Annotated in this window: 14 protein-coding genes, 2 tRNA genes and 3 rRNA genes; 3 read left to right on the top strand and 16 right to left on the bottom strand. The window is 56.8% G+C overall.

Features of this window, described 5'->3' with window-relative positions; all coding sequences use genetic code 11:
* Genes mksB through mksF form a run of 3 tightly spaced genes read left to right on the top strand, consistent with a single transcriptional unit; the run spans position 1 to position 4,827 of the window.
* The gene (gene mksB, locus ACA046_RS04245) at positions 1-1,293 is read left to right on the top strand and encodes an Mks condensin complex protein MksB (protein ID WP_063033185.1); all 1,293 of its coding nucleotides are present in this window, start codon (positions 1-3) and stop codon (positions 1,291-1,293) included.
* Positions 1,283-1,990, top strand: a complete 708-nt coding sequence (gene mksE, locus ACA046_RS04240) for an Mks condensin complex protein MksE (protein WP_076014910.1) — start codon at positions 1,283-1,285, stop codon at positions 1,988-1,990. The genes mksB and mksE overlap by 11 nt, the downstream gene beginning before the upstream one ends.
* Positions 1,987-4,827: an Mks condensin complex protein MksF gene (mksF, locus tag ACA046_RS04235; protein ID WP_258343647.1), complete on the top strand. Its 2,841-nt coding sequence runs from the start codon at positions 1,987-1,989 to the stop codon at positions 4,825-4,827. The genes mksE and mksF overlap by 4 nt, the downstream gene beginning before the upstream one ends.
* 187 nt (positions 4,828-5,014) lie before the next feature.
* Here mksF and ACA046_RS04230 read toward each other — a convergent pair whose 3' ends face one another.
* From ACA046_RS04230 to ACA046_RS04155, 16 genes are all read right to left on the bottom strand, one after another.
* A complete protein-coding gene (locus ACA046_RS04230) occupies positions 5,015-7,318 on the bottom strand; it encodes a PqiB family protein (protein ID WP_459026011.1) in 2,304 nt (767 codons plus the stop codon).
* Positions 7,311-7,934: a paraquat-inducible protein A gene (locus tag ACA046_RS04225; protein ID WP_497675958.1), complete on the bottom strand. Its 624-nt coding sequence runs from the start codon at positions 7,932-7,934 to the stop codon at positions 7,311-7,313. Before ACA046_RS04225 ends, ACA046_RS04230 begins: the two co-directional genes overlap by 8 nt.
* A complete protein-coding gene (locus ACA046_RS04220; protein WP_063033189.1) occupies positions 7,921-8,580 on the bottom strand; it encodes a paraquat-inducible protein A in 660 nt (219 codons plus the stop codon). Before ACA046_RS04220 ends, ACA046_RS04225 begins: the two co-directional genes overlap by 14 nt.
* A 170-nt stretch (positions 8,581-8,750) precedes the next feature.
* A 5S ribosomal RNA gene (rrf, locus tag ACA046_RS04215) occupies positions 8,751-8,866 on the bottom strand.
* Positions 8,867-9,040: 174 nt separating this feature from the next.
* Positions 9,041-11,934, bottom strand: a 23S ribosomal RNA gene (locus ACA046_RS04210).
* Between the two features lie 248 nt (positions 11,935-12,182).
* Positions 12,183-12,258, bottom strand: a tRNA-Ala gene (locus ACA046_RS04205).
* 30 nt (positions 12,259-12,288) lie between these two features.
* Positions 12,289-12,365, bottom strand: a tRNA-Ile gene (locus ACA046_RS04200).
* 83 nt (positions 12,366-12,448) lie between these two features.
* Positions 12,449-13,985 (bottom strand): 16S ribosomal RNA (locus ACA046_RS04195).
* Together the 16S, 23S and 5S rRNA genes with 2 tRNA genes alongside form the textbook arrangement of a ribosomal RNA operon.
* A gap of 544 nt (positions 13,986-14,529) precedes the next feature.
* A complete protein-coding gene (msrQ, locus tag ACA046_RS04190; protein ID WP_497675957.1) occupies positions 14,530-15,150 on the bottom strand; it encodes a protein-methionine-sulfoxide reductase heme-binding subunit MsrQ in 621 nt (206 codons plus the stop codon).
* Positions 15,150-16,163 carry a protein-methionine-sulfoxide reductase catalytic subunit MsrP gene (gene msrP, locus ACA046_RS04185; RefSeq protein WP_497675956.1) on the bottom strand — a complete coding sequence of 338 codons (1,014 nt, stop codon included), beginning with the start codon at positions 16,161-16,163 and terminating at the stop codon, positions 15,150-15,152. Before msrP ends, msrQ begins: the two co-directional genes overlap by 1 nt.
* A 63-nt stretch (positions 16,164-16,226) precedes the next feature.
* Entirely contained in the window at positions 16,227-17,084 is an 858-nt protein-coding gene (pssA, locus tag ACA046_RS04180) for a CDP-diacylglycerol--serine O-phosphatidyltransferase (protein ID WP_003212123.1), read from the bottom strand.
* Positions 17,085-17,228: 144 nt separating this feature from the next.
* The gene (gene ilvC, locus ACA046_RS04175) at positions 17,229-18,245 is read right to left on the bottom strand and encodes a ketol-acid reductoisomerase (RefSeq protein ID WP_007948647.1); all 1,017 of its coding nucleotides are present in this window, start codon (positions 18,243-18,245) and stop codon (positions 17,229-17,231) included.
* 46 nt (positions 18,246-18,291) lie between these two features.
* Positions 18,292-18,783: an acetolactate synthase small subunit gene (ilvN, locus tag ACA046_RS04170; protein ID WP_003176102.1), complete on the bottom strand. Its 492-nt coding sequence runs from the start codon at positions 18,781-18,783 to the stop codon at positions 18,292-18,294.
* Positions 18,784-18,785: 2 nt separating this feature from the next.
* Positions 18,786-20,510, bottom strand: a complete 1,725-nt coding sequence (locus ACA046_RS04165) for an acetolactate synthase 3 large subunit (protein WP_003212127.1) — start codon at positions 20,508-20,510, stop codon at positions 18,786-18,788.
* Positions 20,511-20,941: 431 nt separating this feature from the next.
* Positions 20,942-21,271: a YqcC family protein gene (locus tag ACA046_RS04160; protein ID WP_003212129.1), complete on the bottom strand. Its 330-nt coding sequence runs from the start codon at positions 21,269-21,271 to the stop codon at positions 20,942-20,944.
* Complete coding sequence (locus tag ACA046_RS04155; RefSeq protein WP_258343643.1) at positions 21,271-22,005, bottom strand: tetratricopeptide repeat protein; 735 nt, start codon at positions 22,003-22,005, stop codon at positions 21,271-21,273. Before ACA046_RS04155 ends, ACA046_RS04160 begins: the two co-directional genes overlap by 1 nt.
* Between the last annotated feature and the right edge of the window lie 14 nt (positions 22,006-22,019).

The raw sequence follows: 22,019 nt of genomic DNA, 5'->3' as shown, positions 1-22,019 counted from the left end.
ATGATCGAACCCAAGCGCGTCTTGCGCGCCCTCGCCGAACACTGGGCCCTGCTTGAGCCACTGTGCGAACACTTCGACCAAGGCACCCTGAGCCTCAGCGAACTGCGCGCCCAACTGGCTGCCCAACAACTGGACAGCACGCCACAGGACATCACCAGCCTGCTGGACGTGTGGATTCGCCTGGATATCCTGGTGCCTGTCGCCAAGAGCCCGAACCGTTTCGAGCTCAACGCGCAGATCCACGACTTCCTGGCTTATCTTCGCAAGGAGCACCGGCTAGGCCTGTGCCTGGAAATCGAAGCCTACCTGCGCCACCTTGAGCGCCTGGCAGGTTATATCCAGGACGCCTTCGACATCCGTGATGGCCATGACCTGGCGCGCCAATTGCGCCTGCTGGACATGCGCGTGCGCGATGTGCTGAAAAAACTCGCCAACGACGAACAAGCCCTCGCCGCCGTGGCCGACCGCGCCAAGACCAGCGACCGGCAGATCCCGTTGCGCCAGCGCTACGCCGAAGTACTGGCGACCTGGGACGAATACGTCGAACCGATGATTCAGTTGGTAAACGCCGACGGCGCCTTCGAACAAGGCGTGCGCAAGGTCGAGAACGTGCTGTTGCGCATGCTTACCGAACAGCAGCGCCTCGGCCACCTGGTGGACGACGACATGCTGCTGCGCACCCACGCGCGCATCCTCGAAATGCAGACCAGCGCCCAGTTGACCTTGCGTCACGCCCGGGAACTGCTGCTGCCGCTGCGTGAAGAAGCGCGTCGGCACAACGCCGTGACCCGAGGCGCGGCGCTGGCCTTGTCGGCGATTCGCCGCAAGGGCCTGGACGCGGTGCCGCAAGCGGCGATGCCGATGTTCACCCGGCCGCAAAGCACCTTTCTCGGCAGTGCGAGCCAAGTCGAAGCCTATGTGTACGCCCTGGCCAACTTCGAACCGAAACCGGCGCGTTTTCCCAAGGCGCACAAGTCCCACAAGGGCGAAGCCCCTCGCGCACCGCGCACGGTCAAGGAAATGCTCGAGCGCTGCGAAGACGCGCTGCCGATGCCCGACCTGATGACCTGGCTGCTGGAGCAGGAACCGGACGGCGCAACCGACGAGTTGCTGTACTGGTTCTCACGCCTTTCGCGGGAGAAACGCTTCAAGCGCGAACGTCTGGAACGACGGGATTACCACACTCACGAGCACCAGGTCAGCCTGCGCTCATTCGCCCTGCTCCCGGCCACGCCTGACTCTGCCGAGAATTCTGCGAGCATTGCTTATGTAAGGACTTCGCATGCAACTTGATCTATCCGAACTGTCCCAGCTGGCGCCGATCTTTCGCGAGCTGTTCAAGGGTTACCACGTCAGCCGCCGCGACCCGGAGCTGTACGCCCAACTGTCGAACTTCCAGGACCAGTACCGCACGCTGTTCAAGGCCCTGGGCTTTGAGTTGGTGTGCGACACGCGGGGTTTCTACTACTTCGTACCGGACTCCGCCGTGGCCGCCGCGCAGGTCAACAAGACCGCCCAGCGCCTGGCGTTGTTCACCTTCATCATCGTCGAGCACCTGGCCGACCAGGGCCGCGACCCGATCGCTGTGCTTGACGGTGGCAGCCTGGGCCGAGATGAGCTGCCGTCGTTGCTGGAAAAGTACCGCGACCTGTTTATCCAGGCTGAAGTGACGACCGTTGAGGAGCTGGAAGAAAAAATCATGCGTCGCATGACCCAGCTGGGTTTTGCCAGTGAAGAGAACGGTATCTACCGCTTCCTGCCGCCGATGCACCGCTTCCTCGATGTGTGTCTCTCGGTGCAGCAAGACCGTGACCTCGCCGCGAGTATCCACAGCGTGTTGCCGTTGCCGGCCCCGGTAATCATCGACGAAGACAGCGATGAAAAGCTGCTGAAGACCGATGACCCGCTGGACTTGAGTGACTTCGCAGAAGAAAGCGAAGAAGACGCCATGGCCCGTGCCATTGCCGAAGAACAGGAGACCGATGCATGAGCAAGGAACGCTACGGCATTCGCCGCTTCGCCCTTTTGAACACCGCCGGTTACAGCCTGGGTTTGTTCCCGCTGGAAGAGCCGTTGTCGGTGTACGGCGCGAACAACCTCGGTAAATCAGCGTCGATCAACGCCTTGCAGTTCCCGATTCTGGCGCGCATGTCGGACATGAGTTTCGGCAAGTACACCCTGGAGCAATCCCGGCGTTTCTACTTTGCTACCGACACCAGCTACATCCTGGTGGAAGTGGCCCTGCCCCATGGTCCACACGTGATCGGCGTGGTCGGTCGCGGCCCGGGCGGCGGTTTCGGTCACCAGTTCTTTGCCTACGCGGGCAAGCTGGACCTGGCTCACTACCAGAAGAACGACACCTGCCTGCGCCAGAAAGAGCTGTTCACCAACCTTGAGCGTGAAGGCCTGAAGGCCTACGAGCTGAAGCCGGATGAACTGCGGCGTTTGCTGGTGGGCGGCCACACGTCGATCCCGCTGGACCTGACTCTGATTCCGCTGCGCTCCACCAGCGAGCAGAGCCTGAAGACCTTCCGTGCGCTGTTTATCAACTTGCTGCACATGCGGGAAATTACCGCGGCCAAGTTGAAGCAGCTGTTCCTGGATGCCTTCGAACACAGCCTGCGTTCCGGCAGCGTGGATTACATCGCAGCGTGTGAAGAAGCCTTCCGTGATGTACGACGCATGGAGCAGGACTACAACTCATTGGTAGCCGCCGGGCCGCTGGTGGAAGCGCTGTCCAATGGCGTGAAACAGCGGGAAATCCTGCGGGGCAAACTGCATCGCCTGTCGCCGCTGCTGGATTCGTTGTTGGGCACTTGGTCGGACTACGCCAGTGCGCGCAAGGAAGAGCTGACGATCCAGGCCGAGCATTACCGCAACGAGCAAGACGCACTGCAGAACGACCAGCGCGGCGGCACTCAGGAACTGATGCGCCTGGAGCGGGAAATCAGCGGCATTCAGCGCTGGCTCGGTGAACTGTCGGTGCTCAAGCATCGCTTCGCCCTGGTGGATGACGTCAAGGTGCTGGAGCAGCAACTGCTGGCCGCCAAGGATGCTCACGATGAATTGGCCGGTGCCTTGGCGCAGTCGCGTCAGTTCAGTGCCGAGGATCTGGACGAGCGTCTGCGGGACCTGGAAAAACGCCTGAAGTCGGTGAAGCAACAACTCGATCACGCCGACAACAACAGCTACGCCAAGCTGCGGGAAGAATTCTCGCAGCAGGATGTCGAGCGTCTGATGCGCTTGTTCAACAGTTCGCTGTTCAGCTTGCCGCTGGGTGAGCATGGCATCACCCTGGATGAAGACGGCCTGTGGGTGAAATCCCTGGAGCAGATCCTCGACGGCTTCAAGGGCGAGCGTTTTGAAGTGCCGGGGTTGGCCATCGATATCTCGCATATCGAGCCGCCGGCATTGCAGGCCTTGGCTGACCGCGCCGCGTTGCGTGACCAGAAAGAGCGTCTGGAAAAAGAACTCAAGCAACTGAAAACCCAGCAAGCCGTGGCGTCTGACCGCGCGGCGAGCAAGACCCAGACTGAAGCGCTGTACCAACAGGTATTGGACGCGCAGAAGGCGCTGGAAGATTTCCGCCGCTCGCAAACCCTGAGTGCCGAAGAAGGCGAGAAGCTGGAAAGCCTGGCGCAGATGGAAGCGGCCCAGGACGAGTTGAAGCGTTCCAGCGATGCGTTTACCGAGCGCGTCCAGCAACTGTCGGCCAAGCTGCAACTGGTAGGCCGCCAGATTGGTGATATGGAAGCCAAGCAGCGCACGCTGGATGACGCGTTGCGTCGTCGCCAGCTGCTGCCGGCGGACTTGCCGTTTGGTACGCCGTTCATGGACCCGGTCGACGACTCCATGGAAAACCTGCTGCCACTGCTTAATGACTATCAGGACAGTTGGCAGGGTTTGCTGCGGGCTGACGGCCAGATCGACGCGCTGTATGCACAGGTGCGCCTCAAGGGCGTGGCCAAGTTCGACAGTGAAGACGATATGGAGCGCCGCCTGCACCTGCTGATCAACGCTTACGCGCACCGTACCGATGAAGCCCTGACGTTGGGCAAGGCACGGCGTGCGGCGGTCACCGATATCGCGCGGACCTTGCGCAATATCCGCAGCGACTACGACAGCCTTGAGCACCAGTTGGCGTTGTTCAACCGCGAGATCAACAAGCGCCAGGTGTCCAACCTGCAGAGCTTCCGCATCGTGCTCGCGCCGAACAAGGAAGCCCTCAAGCATATCGACCAGATCATCCACAGTGCCGGTCAGTATGAAGAAGGCGAAACCCTGTCGGTATTCGACCTGAGCCAGAGCGCCGAGCAGGACAACAAGAACGAGGAAGCCAAGGAATACCTGGCGCGCCTGGTGGCGGCCAACCATAACCAGTTGGGCCTCAAGGACTTGTTCGAATTGGCGTTCGAGATCACCAAGGTCAACGGCCAGCCGATCATTCACACCGACATTGATGGCGCCGCCTCCAACGGCACCACCATGACCATCAAGGCGCTGACCAACATGTACTTGTTGCTGCACTTGATGGACCGCGACCAGGCCGGGCGCGTGCGCTTGCCTTACTACCTCGACGAGGCGGCGGATATCGATGAGAAGAACCAGGCGGCGTTGCTGGAAACCAGCTTGCAGTTGGGCTTCGTGCCGATTCTGGCCAGTGTGAAGCCACAGGTTTCCGCCCAGGTGGCGATTGATCTGGAAGGCGGCAGCGGGCCGAACGGGATCTACATTGATGAGGCGGACTGGAAATACATTCGTCGTCACGATGTGGTGAAGGCGACGGTGAATGTGCAGGCGGATGAACCGGAGTTGGATGAGGTTTAATCAACTGCGCTGAAATGCAAAAAGGCCGCGATCTTTTGGATCGCGGCCTTTTTTGTGGCTTGGATTTTGTGGTGCTGCTGAGGGCCTCATCGCGGGCAAGCCCGGCTCCCACACTTGGAATGCACTCTTCCTGACAATGCATCTCTAATGTGGGAGCCGGGCTTGCCCGCGATGGCCGCGACTCGGTCTATTTACCTAGCGAAATTTTAGGAGCCCAAGTCAGCCACTCGTCTTCGAACTTGTCGAACAGCGGGAAAGTTTGCTGGGGCCGAGCAGCATTACCCATGCGTTCGCCGTCTGGCGTGGCAAAGGCGATTCCGCCGGCGACCAGGGTCTCCAGGGATTCGGTGCGTACCGTCGCGCCCTTGAACAGGCCGAAGTCGAGACCAAAGCCACTGGTGTTCCAGAACCGGCTGCCACTGCGCACCAGCGGCGCGTACTTGGGCTCGATCAGGATGTGGACCAGCACGCGGTCGGCGGTCTGGCCCAACTCGTAGCCTGTGACCTTGCCTACCGTGACTTCTCGATAGGTAACCGGCACACCTTCCTTCAGCGAACCACGACGCGCAGCGCTGAGCACCAGGCTCAAGCCCGCTTCCTGATGAACGGCCTCAGGCGGTTGTTCGAGGGCAACGAAGCTTTTTTGCGGGCCGGCGTTTTTCACCGCTGGCTGCACTTCGATGTATTGCCCGGTGACCAGGGTTTCCAGGTTCGACGTTTTCATCAGCCCGAGCTCAGGCTTGACCACCCAGAACTGACTGCCAGCCCGGGCGATTCGATCAGCCACTTGGGTGATACGCGCGCTGAGCAGTACCGATTGCATGTCGGCACTCAAGTCGACGCTTTCGATCTTACCTACGTCCAGGCCTTTGAAGCGTACCGGCGTACCGGGGCGCAGGCCGTCGGCGCGGTCGACCTTGATGGTCACCAGCGTACCGTGCTGGTTGGCGGCTTCGCGGTCCGGGAACAGACGGAAACGCGGGATGCGCTTTTTCAGCGGTACATTCGGCTCCGGGGTTTCGAAGGCGATACCGCCCGCCATCAGGCTGGCCAGGGATTCACTCTTCACCTGGATGCCGCCGGTGAGTCCGCCGGTCAGGGTCACACCGCTGGCATTCCAGAATCGGGTAGAGCCGTTGACCAGGCCTTCATATTCTTTGTCGATGTGGACGCCGATCACCAGTTGCTTGTTCTTGCGGGAGAACTGGTAGCTCTGTACGGAACCGACCTTGACCTGCTTGTAGAGGATCGGGCTGCCGACGTCCAGGGAACCGAGGTTGTCGGTGAACAGCACCATATGCAGGCCGGGGGAACGCAGGTCCAGTGGCGGTGCCTTGGCCCGGGCGACGTACTCCCGTTGTGGCGCGCTGCCCTTGTCGCCAGGACGAATGGCGATGTAGTTACCTTTGACCAACGCTTCCAGGCCGGTGATGCCCGCCAGGGAGATGGAGGGTTTGACCACCCAGAATTGGGTGTCCTGGACGAGGTAGTCTTCAGCCAGTGGATCGAGGGTCAACTCGGCATTGGCGCTGGAGAGGTCCGGGTCGATCTTCAGGGTTTTCAGGCTACCGACCTGGATGCCTTTGTACATCACGGGTGTACGACCCGCCTGGAGGCCTTCGAAGTCGGTGAGTTTAATCTTGACCTTGATGCCCGCCGCGGCGGCGTCGAAATCTTCGTACAGGCGAAACGGCAGGCTTGGATCCGTCGGTGGGCTGTCCTTGCGGTTCTCTGGCGTGGCGAAGGCGATACCGCCGGCAACGATGCTGGCCAGGGATTCACTGCGCACTTTTACGCCGGAGAGGTTGGCGTCGATGCTGATGCCGCTGGCGTTCCAGAAACGCGTGTGTTTGCGCACCAGGCTGGCGTAGGTCGGTTCGATGTAGACCTTGATTTCAACGGTGGTCTGGTCTTCGGAGAGCAGGTAGCTTTTGACCTGGCCAACCTGGATCTGCTTGTAGAACACCGGGCTGCCACGGTTCAGCGAGCCGAGGCGATCGGCTTTGATCGTCAGGTGCAGGCCGGGCTTGGCGTCGGATAACGGGGGTTCTTCGGACAGGGCCTTGAACTTGCGTGTCGGCTCACCATCGCCCGGGCTGGCGGCGATGTAGTTACCCGAGACCAGGGTTTCCAGGCCGGTGATCCCGGCCAGGCTGACGCTCGGCTTTACCAGCCAGAAGCGGGTGTTGGTCTTGAGGTATTGCTCCACATCCTTGTTCATCTCGATGGTGGCAATCACCCCGCGATTGTTACCTTCGTCATCCAGGGCCAGGGTTTTCACCTTACCCACGGACATGCCTTTGTAGACCACTTCGGTCTTGTTGGCCTGAATGCCTTCGCCGCTTTCAAAGCGAACCTGAATCTCGATCCCTTGTTGGTTATAGGCACGCCATCCCAGCCAGCCGCCGATAATCAGGGCAATCAGGGGCAGCACCCAAATGGCCGACCAGTTGGAAGCTGGGCGGGTTTTAGCCTTAGGCAAATCACTCATGGTCGTCGTCCGACTCCGTGTTATCCCAAATCAGTCGGGGATCGAAAGTTACTGCGGCAAGCATCGTCAAGATCACCACACTGGCGAACGCCACGGCACCGAGATTGGCCTCGACACTGGCAAGTCGCCCAAAGTTTACGACCGCCACAAGGATGGCAATCACGAAGATATCCAGCATGGACCAGCGGCCAATGAACTCGATAAAGCGGTACATGATAATGCGTTGTTGCGCGGAAAGTGGTTGGTGACGTTGCACCGAGAACAGTAACAAGCCGATGCCCACCAGCTTGAAGGTGGGCACCAGGATGCTGGCGATAAACACTACAGCGGCGATCGGGAACATGCCGTGCTGCATCAGCTGGATCACGCCGGACATGATGGTGCTCGGATCGCCTTGGCCCAGGGAGTTGACGGTCATGATCGGCAGCAGGTTGGCCGGGATGTACAAGATGGCTGCCGTGATCAGCAGCGCCCAGGTGCGCGTCAGGCTGTTCGGACGACGGGCGTGGACCAGCGCACCGCAACGGGTGCAGGTTTGCTCGTCGGTGTCGGGGTCTTGTTTGTTTAGTTCATGGCATTCGGTACAGATCAGAATGCCCGCATCAATCGCCCGCATGAGCATCCTCTCCTGACAGCGCTTCCCAGATCTGGTGAGGTGACATGACCACCTCCAGCAGTATCTGGACCATTAACAGACTTACGAAGCAGGCCAGGCCCAGCCCAACGGTGATGGTGGCCATGTCGGCCAGTTTTACGATCGCCACCAGCACGCCCATCAGGTAGACCTCGAGCATCCCCCAGTCTTTCAGATGGTGGTAGATGCGATAAAACAGCAGGCCGTAGCTGCGGCCGATGTTCCAGCGGATGCTCAGCAATACCGCCAGTTGGCACAGGAGCTTGAGCAATGGAATGCCCATGCTGCAGAGGAACACCACCACAGCGACGCCTTGCATACCGGTGTCGAACAGACCAACCACGCCGGTCCATACGGTGTCCTGCGAGGACTGCCCGAGTAGATTGAGCTGCATGATGGGTAAAAAGTTCGCGGGGACGTACAACAGCAGCGCGGCAATCACTAAGGCCAGGCTTCGTTCAACGACGTTGTGGCGGTGAGCGTACAGCTCGTAGCCGCAGCGTGGGCATTGGGCCTTTTCACCGCGGGCAAGCTCCGGCTTGCGCATCAACAAGTCGCACTCATGGCATGCCACGAGTTCGTCCAGCGGTAAGTCTGACACCTCGAGGGCATCAACCGGGTCGGGCATATAGGGCTCGGACTCTAAAAAAGGTTAGGTGCCTATTCTAGTGTTCTGGTTCAGAAATAACTGTGCAAATTTGTCGGGGTACCGCTGTATATCGAGCATGTCGGTAATCTTTCCGACCGCCCAAAACAAAACCCCTGATTGCGTTAGCAATCAGGGGTTTCGGAATTTAATCTTGACGATGACCTACTCTCACATGGGGAAACCCCACACTACCATCGGCGATGCATCGTTTCACTGCTGAGTTCGGGATGGGATCAGGTGGTTCCAATGCTCTATGGTCGTCAAGAAATTCGGGTACTGAGTCGTGACCAATTGGTCTCGCTTCAGCAAATTGGGTATGTGATAGCTTTCGGTGTTTTGTGAGTATCTCGAACTTTCGGTTCGTTTCGTCTTCACACACCGCAATCTGATGCTTCTACTTGTTTCCAAGTCAGGAGTAGTCAAATTGCTTGGGTGTTATATGGTCAAGCCTCACGGGCAATTAGTATTGGTTAGCTCAACGCCTCACAGCGCTTACACACCCAACCTATCAACGTCGTAGTCTTCGACGGCCCTTCAGGGAACTCAAGGTTCCAGTGAGATCTCATCTTGAGGCTAGTTTCCCGCTTAGATGCTTTCAGCGGTTATCTATTCCGAACATAGCTACCCGGCAATGCCACTGGCGTGACAACCGGAACACCAGAGGTTCGTCCACTCCGGTCCTCTCGTACTAGGAGCAGCCCCTCTCAAATCTCAAACGTCCACGGCAGATAGGGACCGAACTGTCTCACGACGTTCTAAACCCAGCTCGCGTACCACTTTAAATGGCGAACAGCCATACCCTTGGGACCGGCTTCAGCCCCAGGATGTGATGAGCCGACATCGAGGTGCCAAACACCGCCGTCGATATGAACTCTTGGGCGGTATCAGCCTGTTATCCCCGGAGTACCTTTTATCCGTTGAGCGATGGCCCTTCCATACAGAACCACCGGATCACTAAGACCTACTTTCGTACCTGCTCGACGTGTCTGTCTCGCAGTCAAGCGCGCTTTTGCCTTTATACTCTACGACCGATTTCCGACCGGTCTGAGCGCACCTTCGTACTCCTCCGTTACTCTTTAGGAGGAGACCGCCCCAGTCAAACTACCCACCATACACTGTCCTCGATCCGGATAACGGACCTGAGTTAGAACCTCAAAGTTGCCAGGGTGGTATTTCAAGGTTGGCTCCACGCGAACTGGCGTCCACGCTTCAAAGCCTCCCACCTATCCTACACAAGCAAATTCAAAGTCCAGTGCAAAGCTATAGTAAAGGTTCACGGGGTCTTTCCGTCTAGCCGCGGATACACTGCATCTTCACAGCGATTTCAATTTCACTGAGTCTCGGGTGGAGACAGCGCCGCCATCGTTACGCCATTCGTGCAGGTCGGAACTTACCCGACAAGGAATTTCGCTACCTTAGGACCGTTATAGTTACGGCCGCCGTTTACCGGGGCTTCGATCAAGAGCTTCGCGTTAGCTAACCCCATCAATTAACCTTCCGGCACCGGGCAGGCGTCACACCCTATACGTCCACTTTCGTGTTTGCAGAGTGCTGTGTTTTTAATAAACAGTCGCAGCGGCCTGGTATCTTCGACCGGCATGAGCTTACGGAGCAAGTCCTTCACCCTCACCGGCGCACCTTCTCCCGAAGTTACGGTGCCATTTTGCCTAGTTCCTTCACCCGAGTTCTCTCAAGCGCCTTGGTATTCTCTACCCAACCACCTGTGTCGGTTTGGGGTACGGTTCCTGGTTACCTGAAGCTTAGAAGCTTTTCTTGGAAGCATGGCATCAACCACTTCGTGTTCTAAAAGAACACTCGTCATCAGCTCTCGGCCTTAGAATCCCGGATTTACCTAAGATTCCAGCCTACCACCTTAAACTTGGACAACCAACGCCAAGCTGGCCTAGCCTTCTCCGTCCCTCCATCGCAATAACCAGAAGTACAGGAATATTAACCTGTTTTCCATCGACTACGCTTTTCAGCCTCGCCTTAGGGACCGACTAACCCTGCGTCGATTAACGTTGCGCAGGAAACCTTGGTCTTTCGGCGTGGGTGTTTTTCACACCCATTATCGTTACTCATGTCAGCATTCGCACTTCTGATACCTCCAGCAAGCTTCTCAACTCACCTTCACAGGCTTACAGAACGCTCCTCTACCGCATCACCCGAAGGTGATACCCGTAGCTTCGGTGTATGGTTTGAGCCCCGTTACATCTTCCGCGCAGGCCGACTCGACTAGTGAGCTATTACGCTTTCTTTAAAGGGTGGCTGCTTCTAAGCCAACCTCCTAGCTGTCTAAGCCTTCCCACATCGTTTCCCACTTAACCATAACTTTGGGACCTTAGCTGACGGTCTGGGTTGTTTCCCTTTTCACGACGGACGTTAGCACCCGCCGTGTGTCTCCCATGCTCGGCACTTGTAGGTATTCGGAGTTTGCATCGGTTTGGTAAGTCGGGATGACCCCCTAGCCGAAACAGTGCTCTACCCCCTACAGTGATACATGAGGCGCTACCTAAATAGCTTTCGAGGAGAACCAGCTATCTCCGAGCTTGATTAGCCTTTCACTCCGATCCACAGGTCATCCGCTAACTTTTCAACGGTAGTCGGTTCGGTCCTCCAGTTAGTGTTACCCAACCTTCAACCTGCCCATGGATAGATCGCCCGGTTTCGGGTCTATTCCCAGCGACTAGACGCCCTATTAAGACTCGCTTTCGCTACGCCTCCCCTATTCGGTTAAGCTCGCCACTGAAAATAAGTCGCTGACCCATTATACAAAAGGTACGCAGTCACCCAACAAAGTGGGCTCCCACTGCTTGTACGCATACGGTTTCAGGATCTATTTCACTCCCCTCTCCGGGGTTCTTTTCGCCTTTCCCTCACGGTACTAGTTCACTATCGGTCAGTCAGTAGTATTTAGCCTTGGAGGATGGTCCCCCCATATTCAGACAAAGTTTCTCGTGCTCCGTCCTACTCGATTTCATGACTAAGAGATTTTCGCGTACAGGGCTATCACCCACTATGGCCGCACTTTCCAGAGCGTTCCGCTAATCTCAAAGCCACTTAAGGGCTAGTCCCCGTTCGCTCGCCACTACTAAGGGAATCTCGGTTGATTTCTTTTCCTCAGGGTACTTAGATGTTTCAGTTCCCCTGGTTCGCTCCATACACCTATGTATTCAGTGTAAGGTAACCATCTTATGATGGCTGGGTTCCCCCATTCAGACATCTCCGGATCAAAGTCTGTTTGCCGACTCCCCGAAGCTTTTCGCAGGCTACCACGTCTTTCATCGCCTCTGACTGCCAAGGCATCCACCGTATGCGCTTCTTCACTTGACCATATAACCCCAAGCAATCTGGTTATACTGTGAAGACGACATTCGCCGAAAATTCGATAATACTCAATTAAGAGCAACTCACAAATTTTACCTTAGCCTGATCCGTTACCAGTGAAAGTAACGTTCAGTCTATCTTTCTATCACATACCCAAATTTTTAAAGAACGATCTAATCAAAGACTAGAAATCAACATTCACCATCACAACGATGGAATGCTCATTTCTAAGCTTTACATGACAGAAGCAGTAGTGGTGGAGCCAAACGGGATCGAACCGTTGACCTCCTGCGTGCAAGGCAGGCGCTCTCCCAGCTGAGCTATGGCCCCGTATTTCTACAGGCGTTTCCCACACAAAATTGGTGGGTCTGGGCAGATTCGAACTGCCGACCTCACCCTTATCAGGGGTGCGCTCTAACCAACTGAGCTACAGACCCAATTTCGGGCTGCTTCTTTATCGTCTTCTTCAATGAATCAAGCAATTCGTGTGGGAACTTATGGAGCAGCTGATGTCGTCGATTAAGGAGGTGATCCAGCCGCAGGTTCCCCTACGGCTACCTTGTTACGACTTCACCCCAGTCATGAATCACACCGTGGTAACCGTCCTCCCGAAGGTTAGACTAGCTACTTCTGGTGCAACCCACTCCCATGGTGTGACGGGCGGTGTGTACAAGGCCCGGGAACGTATTCACCGCGACATTCTGATTCGCGATTACTAGCGATTCCGACTTCACGCAGTCGAGTTGCAGACTGCGATCCGGACTACGATCGGTTTTCTGGGATTAGCTCCACCTCGCGGCTTGGCAACCCTCTGTACCGACCATTGTAGCACGTGTGTAGCCCAGGCCGTAAGGGCCATGATGACTTGACGTCATCCCCACCTTCCTCCGGTTTGTCACCGGCAGTCTCCTTAGAGTGCCCACCATTACGTGCTGGTAACTAAGGACAAGGGTTGCGCTCGTTACGGGACTTAACCCAACATCTCACGACACGAGCTGACGACAGCCATGCAGCACCTGTCTCAATGTTCCCGAAGGCACCAATCTATCTCTAGAAAGTTCATTGGATGTCAAGGCCTGGTAAGGTTCTTCGCGTTGCTTCGAATTAAACCACATGCTCCACCGCTTGTGCGGGCCCCCGTCAATTCATTTGAGTTTTAACCTTGCGGCCGTACTCCCCAGGCGGTCAACTTAATGCGTTAGCTGCGCCACTAAGAGCTCAAGGCTCCCAACGGCTAGTTGACATCGTTTACGGCGTGGACTACCAGGGTATCTAATCCTGTTTGCTCCCCACGCTTTCGCACCTCAGTGTCAGTATCAGTCCAGGTGGTCGCCTTCGCCACTGGTGTTCCTTCCTATATCTACGCATTTCACCGCTACACAGGAAATTCCACCACCCTCTACCATACTCTAGCTCGTCAGTTTTGAATGCAGTTCCCAGGTTGAGCCCGGGGATTTCACATCCAACTTAACGAACCACCTACGCGCGCTTTACGCCCAGTAATTCCGATTAACGCTTGCACCCTCTGTATTACCGCGGCTGCTGGCACAGAGTTAGCCGGTGCTTATTCTGTCGGTAACGTCAAAACAGCAAAGTATTAATTTACTGCCCTTCCTCCCAACTTAAAGTGCTTTACAATCCGAAGACCTTCTTCACACACGCGGCATGGCTGGATCAGGCTTTCGCCCATTGTCCAATATTCCCCACTGCTGCCTCCCGTAGGAGTCTGGACCGTGTCTCAGTTCCAGTGTGACTGATCATCCTCTCAGACCAGTTACGGATCGTCGCCTTGGTGAGCCATTACCCCACCAACTAGCTAATCCGACCTAGGCTCATCTGATAGCGCAAGGCCCGAAGGTCCCCTGCTTTCTCCCGTAGGACGTATGCGGTATTAGCGTCCGTTTCCGAACGTTATCCCCCACTACCAGGCAGATTCCTAGGCATTACTCACCCGTCCGCCGCTCTCAAGAGAAGCAAGCTTCTCTCTACCGCTCGACTTGCATGTGTTAGGCCTGCCGCCAGCGTTCAATCTGAGCCATGATCAAACTCTTCAGTTCAAACATCTTTGGGTTTTTAAGAAACCCTAAACTTGGCTCAGCAATCGTTGGTTACATCTTTGATTTCTCGCGGAGTAACTTGTGATGCTGATAATCTTGTTGACTATCAGTCTGACTCCACAAGCACCCACACGAATTGCTTGATTCAGTTGTTAAAGAGCGGTTGGTTAAGATCTTTCGTCTCAACCGAGGCGCGCATTCTACAGCAGCCTCTGTTGCTGTCAAGCGGTTTTTTTAAGAAGTTTTCAAAGTTTCCTTTGTAACTTCAACCACTTGCGCTTCCGATCTCTCGTTAGCGGGAGGCGAATTCTACAGCGTTACACGCTGCTGTCAACACCTCTTTTTCTCCGCTTTCGACCGAGAAGATCGAACCGTTAATAGGGCTAAACAACACGACCTTACTAACTCCTTCTGGGCTTCGATGATCTGAAGCAGCTCGCTATCGAAACCTACATAACTCTTTGTTTACCAAGGAGTTTTCCGTTTCGACTGCGCCGGAAGTGGGGCGAATTATAGACTTCCAGAATCTGCCGTCAAGGGTTAATTACGCTTTTGTTGCAGAAGATGGTTTTTTAGCAATAAGACGGGGAATCCGGCGCGTTACAGGTGGTACACGCAGGACTAGAAGCAGCGCTCCAATAGATGCATAGATAGCCCACTCCTTCAGATCTGCCCGTACGATCCACAACATGTGCAGCAGTCCAAGCCCGAGAATCACGTAAACCAAGCGATGCAGCTTCTTCCAGCGCGTACCAAGCCGCCGCTGGCTGTAGCGGTTGGAAGTGACTGCGAGCACTAATAAAGAAAGGAACCCCAAGGCACCGACGATAATGTAAGGCCGCTTCTGCAGCTCGACGCCCAACTGCGACCAATCAAGGCCCAGGATGAAGATGCAGTAAGCCGCAAGATGCAAAACCACATACGCAAAGCACCACAACCCCAGCTGCCGCCGCACAGCAATCCACCCCGCCCAACCACTGAGCTTCTGCAGGGGCGTCATGCCCAGAGTGACCAGCAGCAGAATCAAGGTCCCAAGCCCGAGCCGATCCATCAGCACCTTCCCCGGGTCAGGCCCCAGAGCAAAACTCCAGGCCTCGTACAACCAGAACAGCGGCCACACCGCCGCTGCTATAAAGACGCTGATGCGCCAAACCGGGTAGCGCATCAATAGTTCTTCCGCAGATCAAGGCTCGTATATAGAGAGGCGACTTCATCGGCGTAGCCGTTGAACATTTGCGTCTCACGCACATTGGGACTGAACAGCCCACTGGGCAAACGCCGCTCCCGCGCCTGAGTCCAGCGAGGGTGGTCGACGGTAGGATTCACGTTCGCATAAAACCCATACTCACTCGCCGCAATGCTTTGCCAGGTGGTTTTCGGCTGCTCGCTGACGAGGCTGATGCGCACGATCGACTTCACGCTCTTGAATCCATACTTCCATGGCACCACCAACCGCAACGGGGCACCATTCTGATTTGGCAACTCCCGCCCATACATACCTACCGCCAGGATCGCCAGGGGATTCATCGCCTCATCCAGTCGCAACCCTTCTACATAAGGCCAGTCGATCAAAGCGAAGTTAGACCGCTGCCCCGGCATGCTCTTGGGATCCTGCAGGGTTTCAAAGCGGATGTATTTAGCCTTGGACGTCGGCTCGACGTGCTTGAGCAATTCCGAAATAGGGAAACCTATCCACGGAATGACCATCGACCACGCCTCTACGCAGCGCAGTCGATAGATTCGCTCTTCCAACTGATACGGCTTCATGAAGTCTTCAAGCGCGTAACGCCCGGGCTTGGCGACCTCGCCATCAATCACCACGCTCCACGGTTCGGTCTTCAGAGACCCGGCATTCGCCGCCGGATCGCCCTTGTCCGTACCAAACTCATAGAAGTTGTTGTAGTGGGTCGCATCCTTGAACGGAGTGATCGCCTCGTCCTTGACGGTTACCGCCTGCCATTTCGTACCCGGCAGCTTTTCGGCAAACCATCCGGGCGCCTTGCCCGGCTCAACATCCGCGTAACGCGCAGCATCATCCGCACTGGCCCAACGCGGCAGGCTGCTGGCAGCCAGGCCGGCAAGCGCACCACCGAGCAAGCTGCGACGGGAGAAATAGAGGGATTCAGGCGTGACGTCCGATTCTTGGCAATCAGACGCTTTGGGAAACTTGATTAACATGGCAACTCCGCAGCTTTGGAGGACAGATGCACCAATAGACTGCGGAGTATGGGGGAAATTACATTAAGGCAACGTTTTGCGCTGACGAAGATGCAGCAAATACTGCACCGGGCCCGACGCGGCATAGACAAGGAACGCCAACAGCAGGATTCGCGGCGGATCGCTGAAGACCACGGCGAACACCAGCACCACCGCCAGAATGGCCACAAATGGCACGCGCCCCTTGAGGTCCAGCTCCTTGAAGCTGTTGTACTTGATGTTGCTGACCATCAGCATGCCGGCCGCCGCAACCATCAAGGCCACCAGGAATGACATCTTCGAGCCCTGGATACCGTAGTCGCTGAATGCCCAGACAATACCGGCTACCACACCCGCCGCAGCCGGACTGGCCAGGCCAATGAAGTAGCGCTTGTCGGCAGTCCCTACCTGGGTATTGAACCGCGCCAGACGCAATGCCGCGCCAGCCACATAGATGAAGGCGACCATCCAGCCGACCTTGCCCATATCACCCAGCGCCCAGGCGAATGCGAGCAACGCCGGTGCCACACCAAAGGCAACCATGTCTGACAGCGAGTCATACTCGGCGCCGAAGGCACTTTGGGTATTGGTCATGCGTGCCACGCGCCCATCCAGGCCATCAAGGACCATGGCGACGAAGATCGCAATCGCGGCGAAACCAAAATACTTGCTTGCCCCGGCAGCATCGCCGGCCGCCAATGCACTCTGGGCACTCATGGAATTGATGATGGAGTAGAACCCCGCGAACAGGTTCGCAGTGGTAAACAGATTGGGCAGAAGATAGATGCCACGATGCCGGACTTTACGGCCTTCAGCATCGTGCCCCTCTTCGACATGTTCATCGATCGGTAGCAGGCTTTCGGCGTCAGAGGCCTGGTTTGGCTCTTCGGGACGTTCGCTCATGGACTTTACCTTGCAACGGTGTGAAAAATTTCGACAGAAACTTGCGGCGAGTGTTCGCCCGCAAACGATGCAGCTTTATACCAGAACCTGCCCCGCAAACGAAAAAACGCGGCCTAAGCCGCGTTTTCCCTTGATACGTACGACTTAGTTTTTGGCTTTGTCGACGATCTTGTTGGCACCGATCCACGGCATCATGGAGCGCAGTTGCTCGCCGATGATTTCGATACCGTGAGCGGCGTTGTTACGACGCTTGGCGGTCATCGAAGGGTAGCCGGTTGCACCTTCGCTGATGAACATTTTGGCGTATTCGCCGTCCTGAATACGTTTCAGGGCGTTGCGCATGGCCTGACGGGACTCGGCGTTGATCACTTCCGGGCCAGTCACGTACTCGCCGTATTCGGCGTTGTTGGAGATCGAGTAGTTCATGTTGGCGATACCGCCCTCGTACATGAGGTCAACGATCAGCTTCAGTTCGTGCAGGCATTCGAAGTAGGCCATTTCTGGCGCGTAGCCAGCTTCAACCAGGGTTTCGAAACCGGCTTTAACCAGTTCAACGGTGCCGCCGCACAGAACGGCTTGCTCGCCGAACAGGTCGGTTTCAGTCTCGTCCTTGAAGGTGGTTTCGATGATGCCGGTACGACCGCCACCAACGCCAGCGGCGTAGGACAGTGCAACGTTTTTGGCGTTGCCCGAGGCGTCCTGGTAGATCGCGATCAGGTCAGGGATGCCGCCGCCTTTGACGAACTCGGAACGCACGGTGTGGCCCGGTGCTTTCGGCGCGATCATGATCACGTCGAGGTCAGCGCGCGGCACAACCTGGTTGTAGTGGATCGCGAAGCCGTGGGAGAAGGCCAGGGTGGCGCCCTTCTTGATGTTCGGCTCGATTTCGTTCTTGTACAGCGCGGACTGGAACTCGTCCGGGGTCAGGATCATGACCAGGTCGGCAGCAGCAACAGCAGAAGCAACGTCAGTTACTTTCAGGCCGTGAGCTTCAGCCTTGGCAACAGTGGCCGAACCTTTGCGCAGGCCAACAGTCACGTCAACGCCGGAATCTTTCAGGTTGCACGCTTGAGCGTGGCCCTGGGAACCGTAGCCGATGATGGCGACTTTTTTGCCCTGGATGATCGACAGGTCACAATCTTTTTCGTAATAAACTTTCATGAGGTTCCTCTATATATCCAGGCCGTTAGGCCATTCACTAATTGGGTTAGATGCTGAGTACTTTGTCGCCACGAGCAATCCCGGTGACGCCACTGCGTACAGTTTCCAGAATCGAGGCCGTCCCGATCGACTGGATGAAGCTGTCCAGCTTGTCGCTTGTACCGGTCAATTGAACGGTATAAACGCTGGCGCTCACATCGACGATCTGCCCGCGATAAATATCGGTAGTGCGCTTGATCTCGGCGCGCTGGGCGCCTGTTGCCTTGACCTTGACCAGCATCAGTTCACGCTCGATGTGGGCACTTTCCGACAAGTCGACCAGCTTGACCACTTCGATCAGCTTGTTGAGGTTTTTGGTGATCTGCTCGATCACCTCATCATGGCCAACGGTGGTCAACGTCAGACGCGACAAGGTCGGGTCTTCGGTCGGCGCCACGGTCAGGCTTTCGATGTTGTAGTTGCGTTGCGAAAACAGTCCGACCACACGTGACAGAGCGCCCGGTTCGTTCTCCAGAAGCAGGGAGATAATGTGCCGCATGATTAGGTACGCTCCGTCTTGTTCAGCCACATATCGCGCATGGAGCCGTCTTTGATCTGCATCGGATAGACGTGCTCGCTGGTGTCGACCTGAATATCGAGGAACACCAGGCGGTCCTTCATGGCGAACGCCTCTTCCATCATCGGCTTCAAATCCTTCAGATCGGTGATGCGCATGCCGACATGGCCATAGGCTTCAACCAATTTGACGAAGTCCGGCAGAGACTCCATGTAGGAATGGGAGTGACGGCTGCCGTAGCTCATGTCCTGCCACTGGCGAACCATGCCCAGTACACCGTTGTTCAGGCAGACGATCTTCACCGGCAAACCATATTGCAGGCAGGTCGACAGTTCCTGGATGTTCATCTGGATACTGCCTTCGCCGGTGACGCAAGCAACGTCGGTATCCGGGAAGCTCAGCTTCACACCCATGGCCGCAGGGAAACCAAAGCCCATCGTGCCCAGGCCACCGGAGTTGATCCAGCGGTTAGGCTTGTCGAACTTGTAGTACTGCGCCGCGAACATCTGGTGCTGGCCCACGTCGGAGGTCACAAAGGCATCGCCCTTGGTCACTTCGCACAGCGTTTCGATCACGGTCTGCGGCTTGATGACGCTGCCATCGCCCTTGTCGTAAGGGAACAGGCCGCGGTCACCGCGCCACTCGTCGATCTGCTTCCACCAACTGGCGACGGAATCCTTGTTCGGGGCTTCGCCGATTTCCTTGAGCGCAGCAACCATTTCGGTCAGCACGCTTTCCACAGGACCTACGATAGGCACGTCGGCCTTGATGGTCTTGGAGATCGATGCCGGGTCGATATCGATGTGGATGATCTTTGCATTCGGGCAAAACTTGCTCGCGCCGTTGATCACCCGGTCATCGAACCGCGCACCGACGGCGAGGATCACGTCAGCATGGTGCATGGCCAGGTTGGCGGTGTAGCTGCCGTGCATGCCGAGCATGCCGACGAACTGACGGTCCGAACCCGGGAATGCGCCGAGGCCCATCAAGGTGTTGGTGACTGGCAGGTTGAGCATCTTGGCCAGTTCGGTCAGCGGTGCAGAACCGCCGCCCAGAATCACGCCACCACCCGAGTAGAGCACCGGACGCTTGGCCGCCAACAGCATTTCTGCCGCCTTGCGGATTTGCCCCGAGTGCCCGCGAACAGCCGGGCTGTAGGAACGCAGCTTGGCTTTCTTCGGGAAGATGTATTCGAATTTTTCCGCCGGGTTGGTCATGTCTTTCGGGATATCGACCACCACAGGACCCGGGCGACCGGACTGTGCGAGGTAGAACGCCTTCTTCATGACTTCCGGGATTTCCGAGGCATGCTTGATCATGAAGCTGTGTTTCACGATCGGCCGGGAGATACCGATCATGTCGGTTTCCTGGAATGCATCGGTACCGACCATGGTGCTCGCCACCTGGCCGGAAATGATCACCATCGGGATGGAGTCCATATAAGCCGTCGCGATGCCGGTAATGGCATTGGTCGCGCCAGGGCCGGAAGTCACCAGTACTACACCGGCTTTACCGGTGGCACGGGCGTAACCGTCAGCCATATGGGTAGCAGCTTGTTCGTGGCGAACCAGGATGTGGGTAACAGCCGGTTCCTTGAACAGTGCGTCGTAGACATGCAGCAGAGCACCGCCTGGGTACCCGTAGATATAGTCGACGCCTTCGTCACGCAAAAAGCGGACGAGCATCTCACCGCCAGATAAAAGCTCCACGTTGTTCACCTCTAAAACGCCAGAATACCGTCCGTTAAAAACCGACGGGTCTTAATAGGTTTACTTCTCAGCAGAGCATGAGCGACGGTGGTCGCCGACTACGTCAGCACTGACTGAGCAAGTATTGGGAGCGTCCCAAGTGTTGCGGGATTTTCCCACCCAGCGCGAGGTAACGCGTTGCGGGTGTAACAGGTCGGCGCGGGTATGCGCCTCATGATCTGCTGAGTGGGTCTGCTTCTGGCAGTCCCTCTACAGCGGACTTTGGATTCTTCTGTTTCAGCCTCTGCAAGTCAAGCAATAATTGCGCTTTTTTCCAACTAAGCGCATGAGAACGTAGAAGAAAGCGGCTTGAGGAGGGATAAAACTCGCCTGAATGGCGCAAAGCGGTAGAAATATGCGCAAGACTGCCGGAAAAACCGGCAGCCAGGCAATTAACGAGCGTCGACGATCAGTTGATCGAACTTTTTCAGCGCAGTCCGTAGGCCAAGGCTCTCGAGCGGACGATCGGCGTAAACCATCTCGGCCATTTCCAGAATCCCCGACGCATTGGGCAATGGCAGGTCCTGCTCGAGGATCTGCTTCATCCGTGTCAGGAAAATCCATTGCAGCCACTGGTGGAAGTCCAGGGTGTCGACGGAAAAGGGTTCAACACTGCTCAAGGCTTCAGCACTGGGGGACACTTCGTCCCACCAGCCCTGCAAGCGCAGTTCGCGCTCGATCAACAACAACTGTTCGGCAATCGCCGGAAAGCGTGCATCCATCAGAGGCTTACCTTGGCTTTTTGCCGAGCCTGGGCAGCGCCGGCAGCATCGCCCTGCTTCTCACGGGCATCACCGATCAAGCTCCACAGACTGGCCTGAAGATCAGGACGGCCATTGGCCAGGGTCAGGCCACGGCGGGCAAATTGTTCTGCTTGCGGGGCATCGCCTTGGGCCATGCGCACCTGAGCCAGGCGGTAAAGCACTTGTGGCTCGCGAGGCGCTACGCGCTGGGCGCGTTCGAGGCTCGACGATGCGCCGTTCAAGTCGCCACCAGACTGCTGCTGTTGGGCGGTAGTCAGCAATGCCAGCACCGGGCCGTCCAACTGCTCATCGGCCGACAAGCCACCGGCGCTGCTGGCGGACGGAATCCCGCTTGGCGTCGACGGCATGTTGTAGGTGCCCTGGTTGATTGGCGCCGTTTGAATCGGCGCAGAGTCCGCCGGGCCCGAGGTGCTCGGGCCTGGAGTCCACGGCTGAGTACTGATAGGTGCCGAGGTAGCTGCGCCAGCGCCCGGGATCATCACCACTACGCCCGAATCCTGAGGCACGGCTTGCGCCTTAGCCTGGGCTGGGCGGTTGGTGACGGTTTGACGGAAGCCGCCATTGGCCGAGATCCGGTCGTTGTTGGACACCGTTGTACTGGAATCCACCACCGGGATAGAACCCCGCTCCACGCTGGCGCAACCACCGAGCAATGCCAAAACTGTAATAGCTGGAATCAACAACTTGTTCACGTGAAACCCTCTTT

The organism is Pseudomonas sp. LBUM1641 (genome assembly GCF_059716235.1).
The sequence above is the reverse complement of the archived record's forward strand: the minus strand, read 5'-3'. Positions and strand labels throughout refer to the sequence as shown.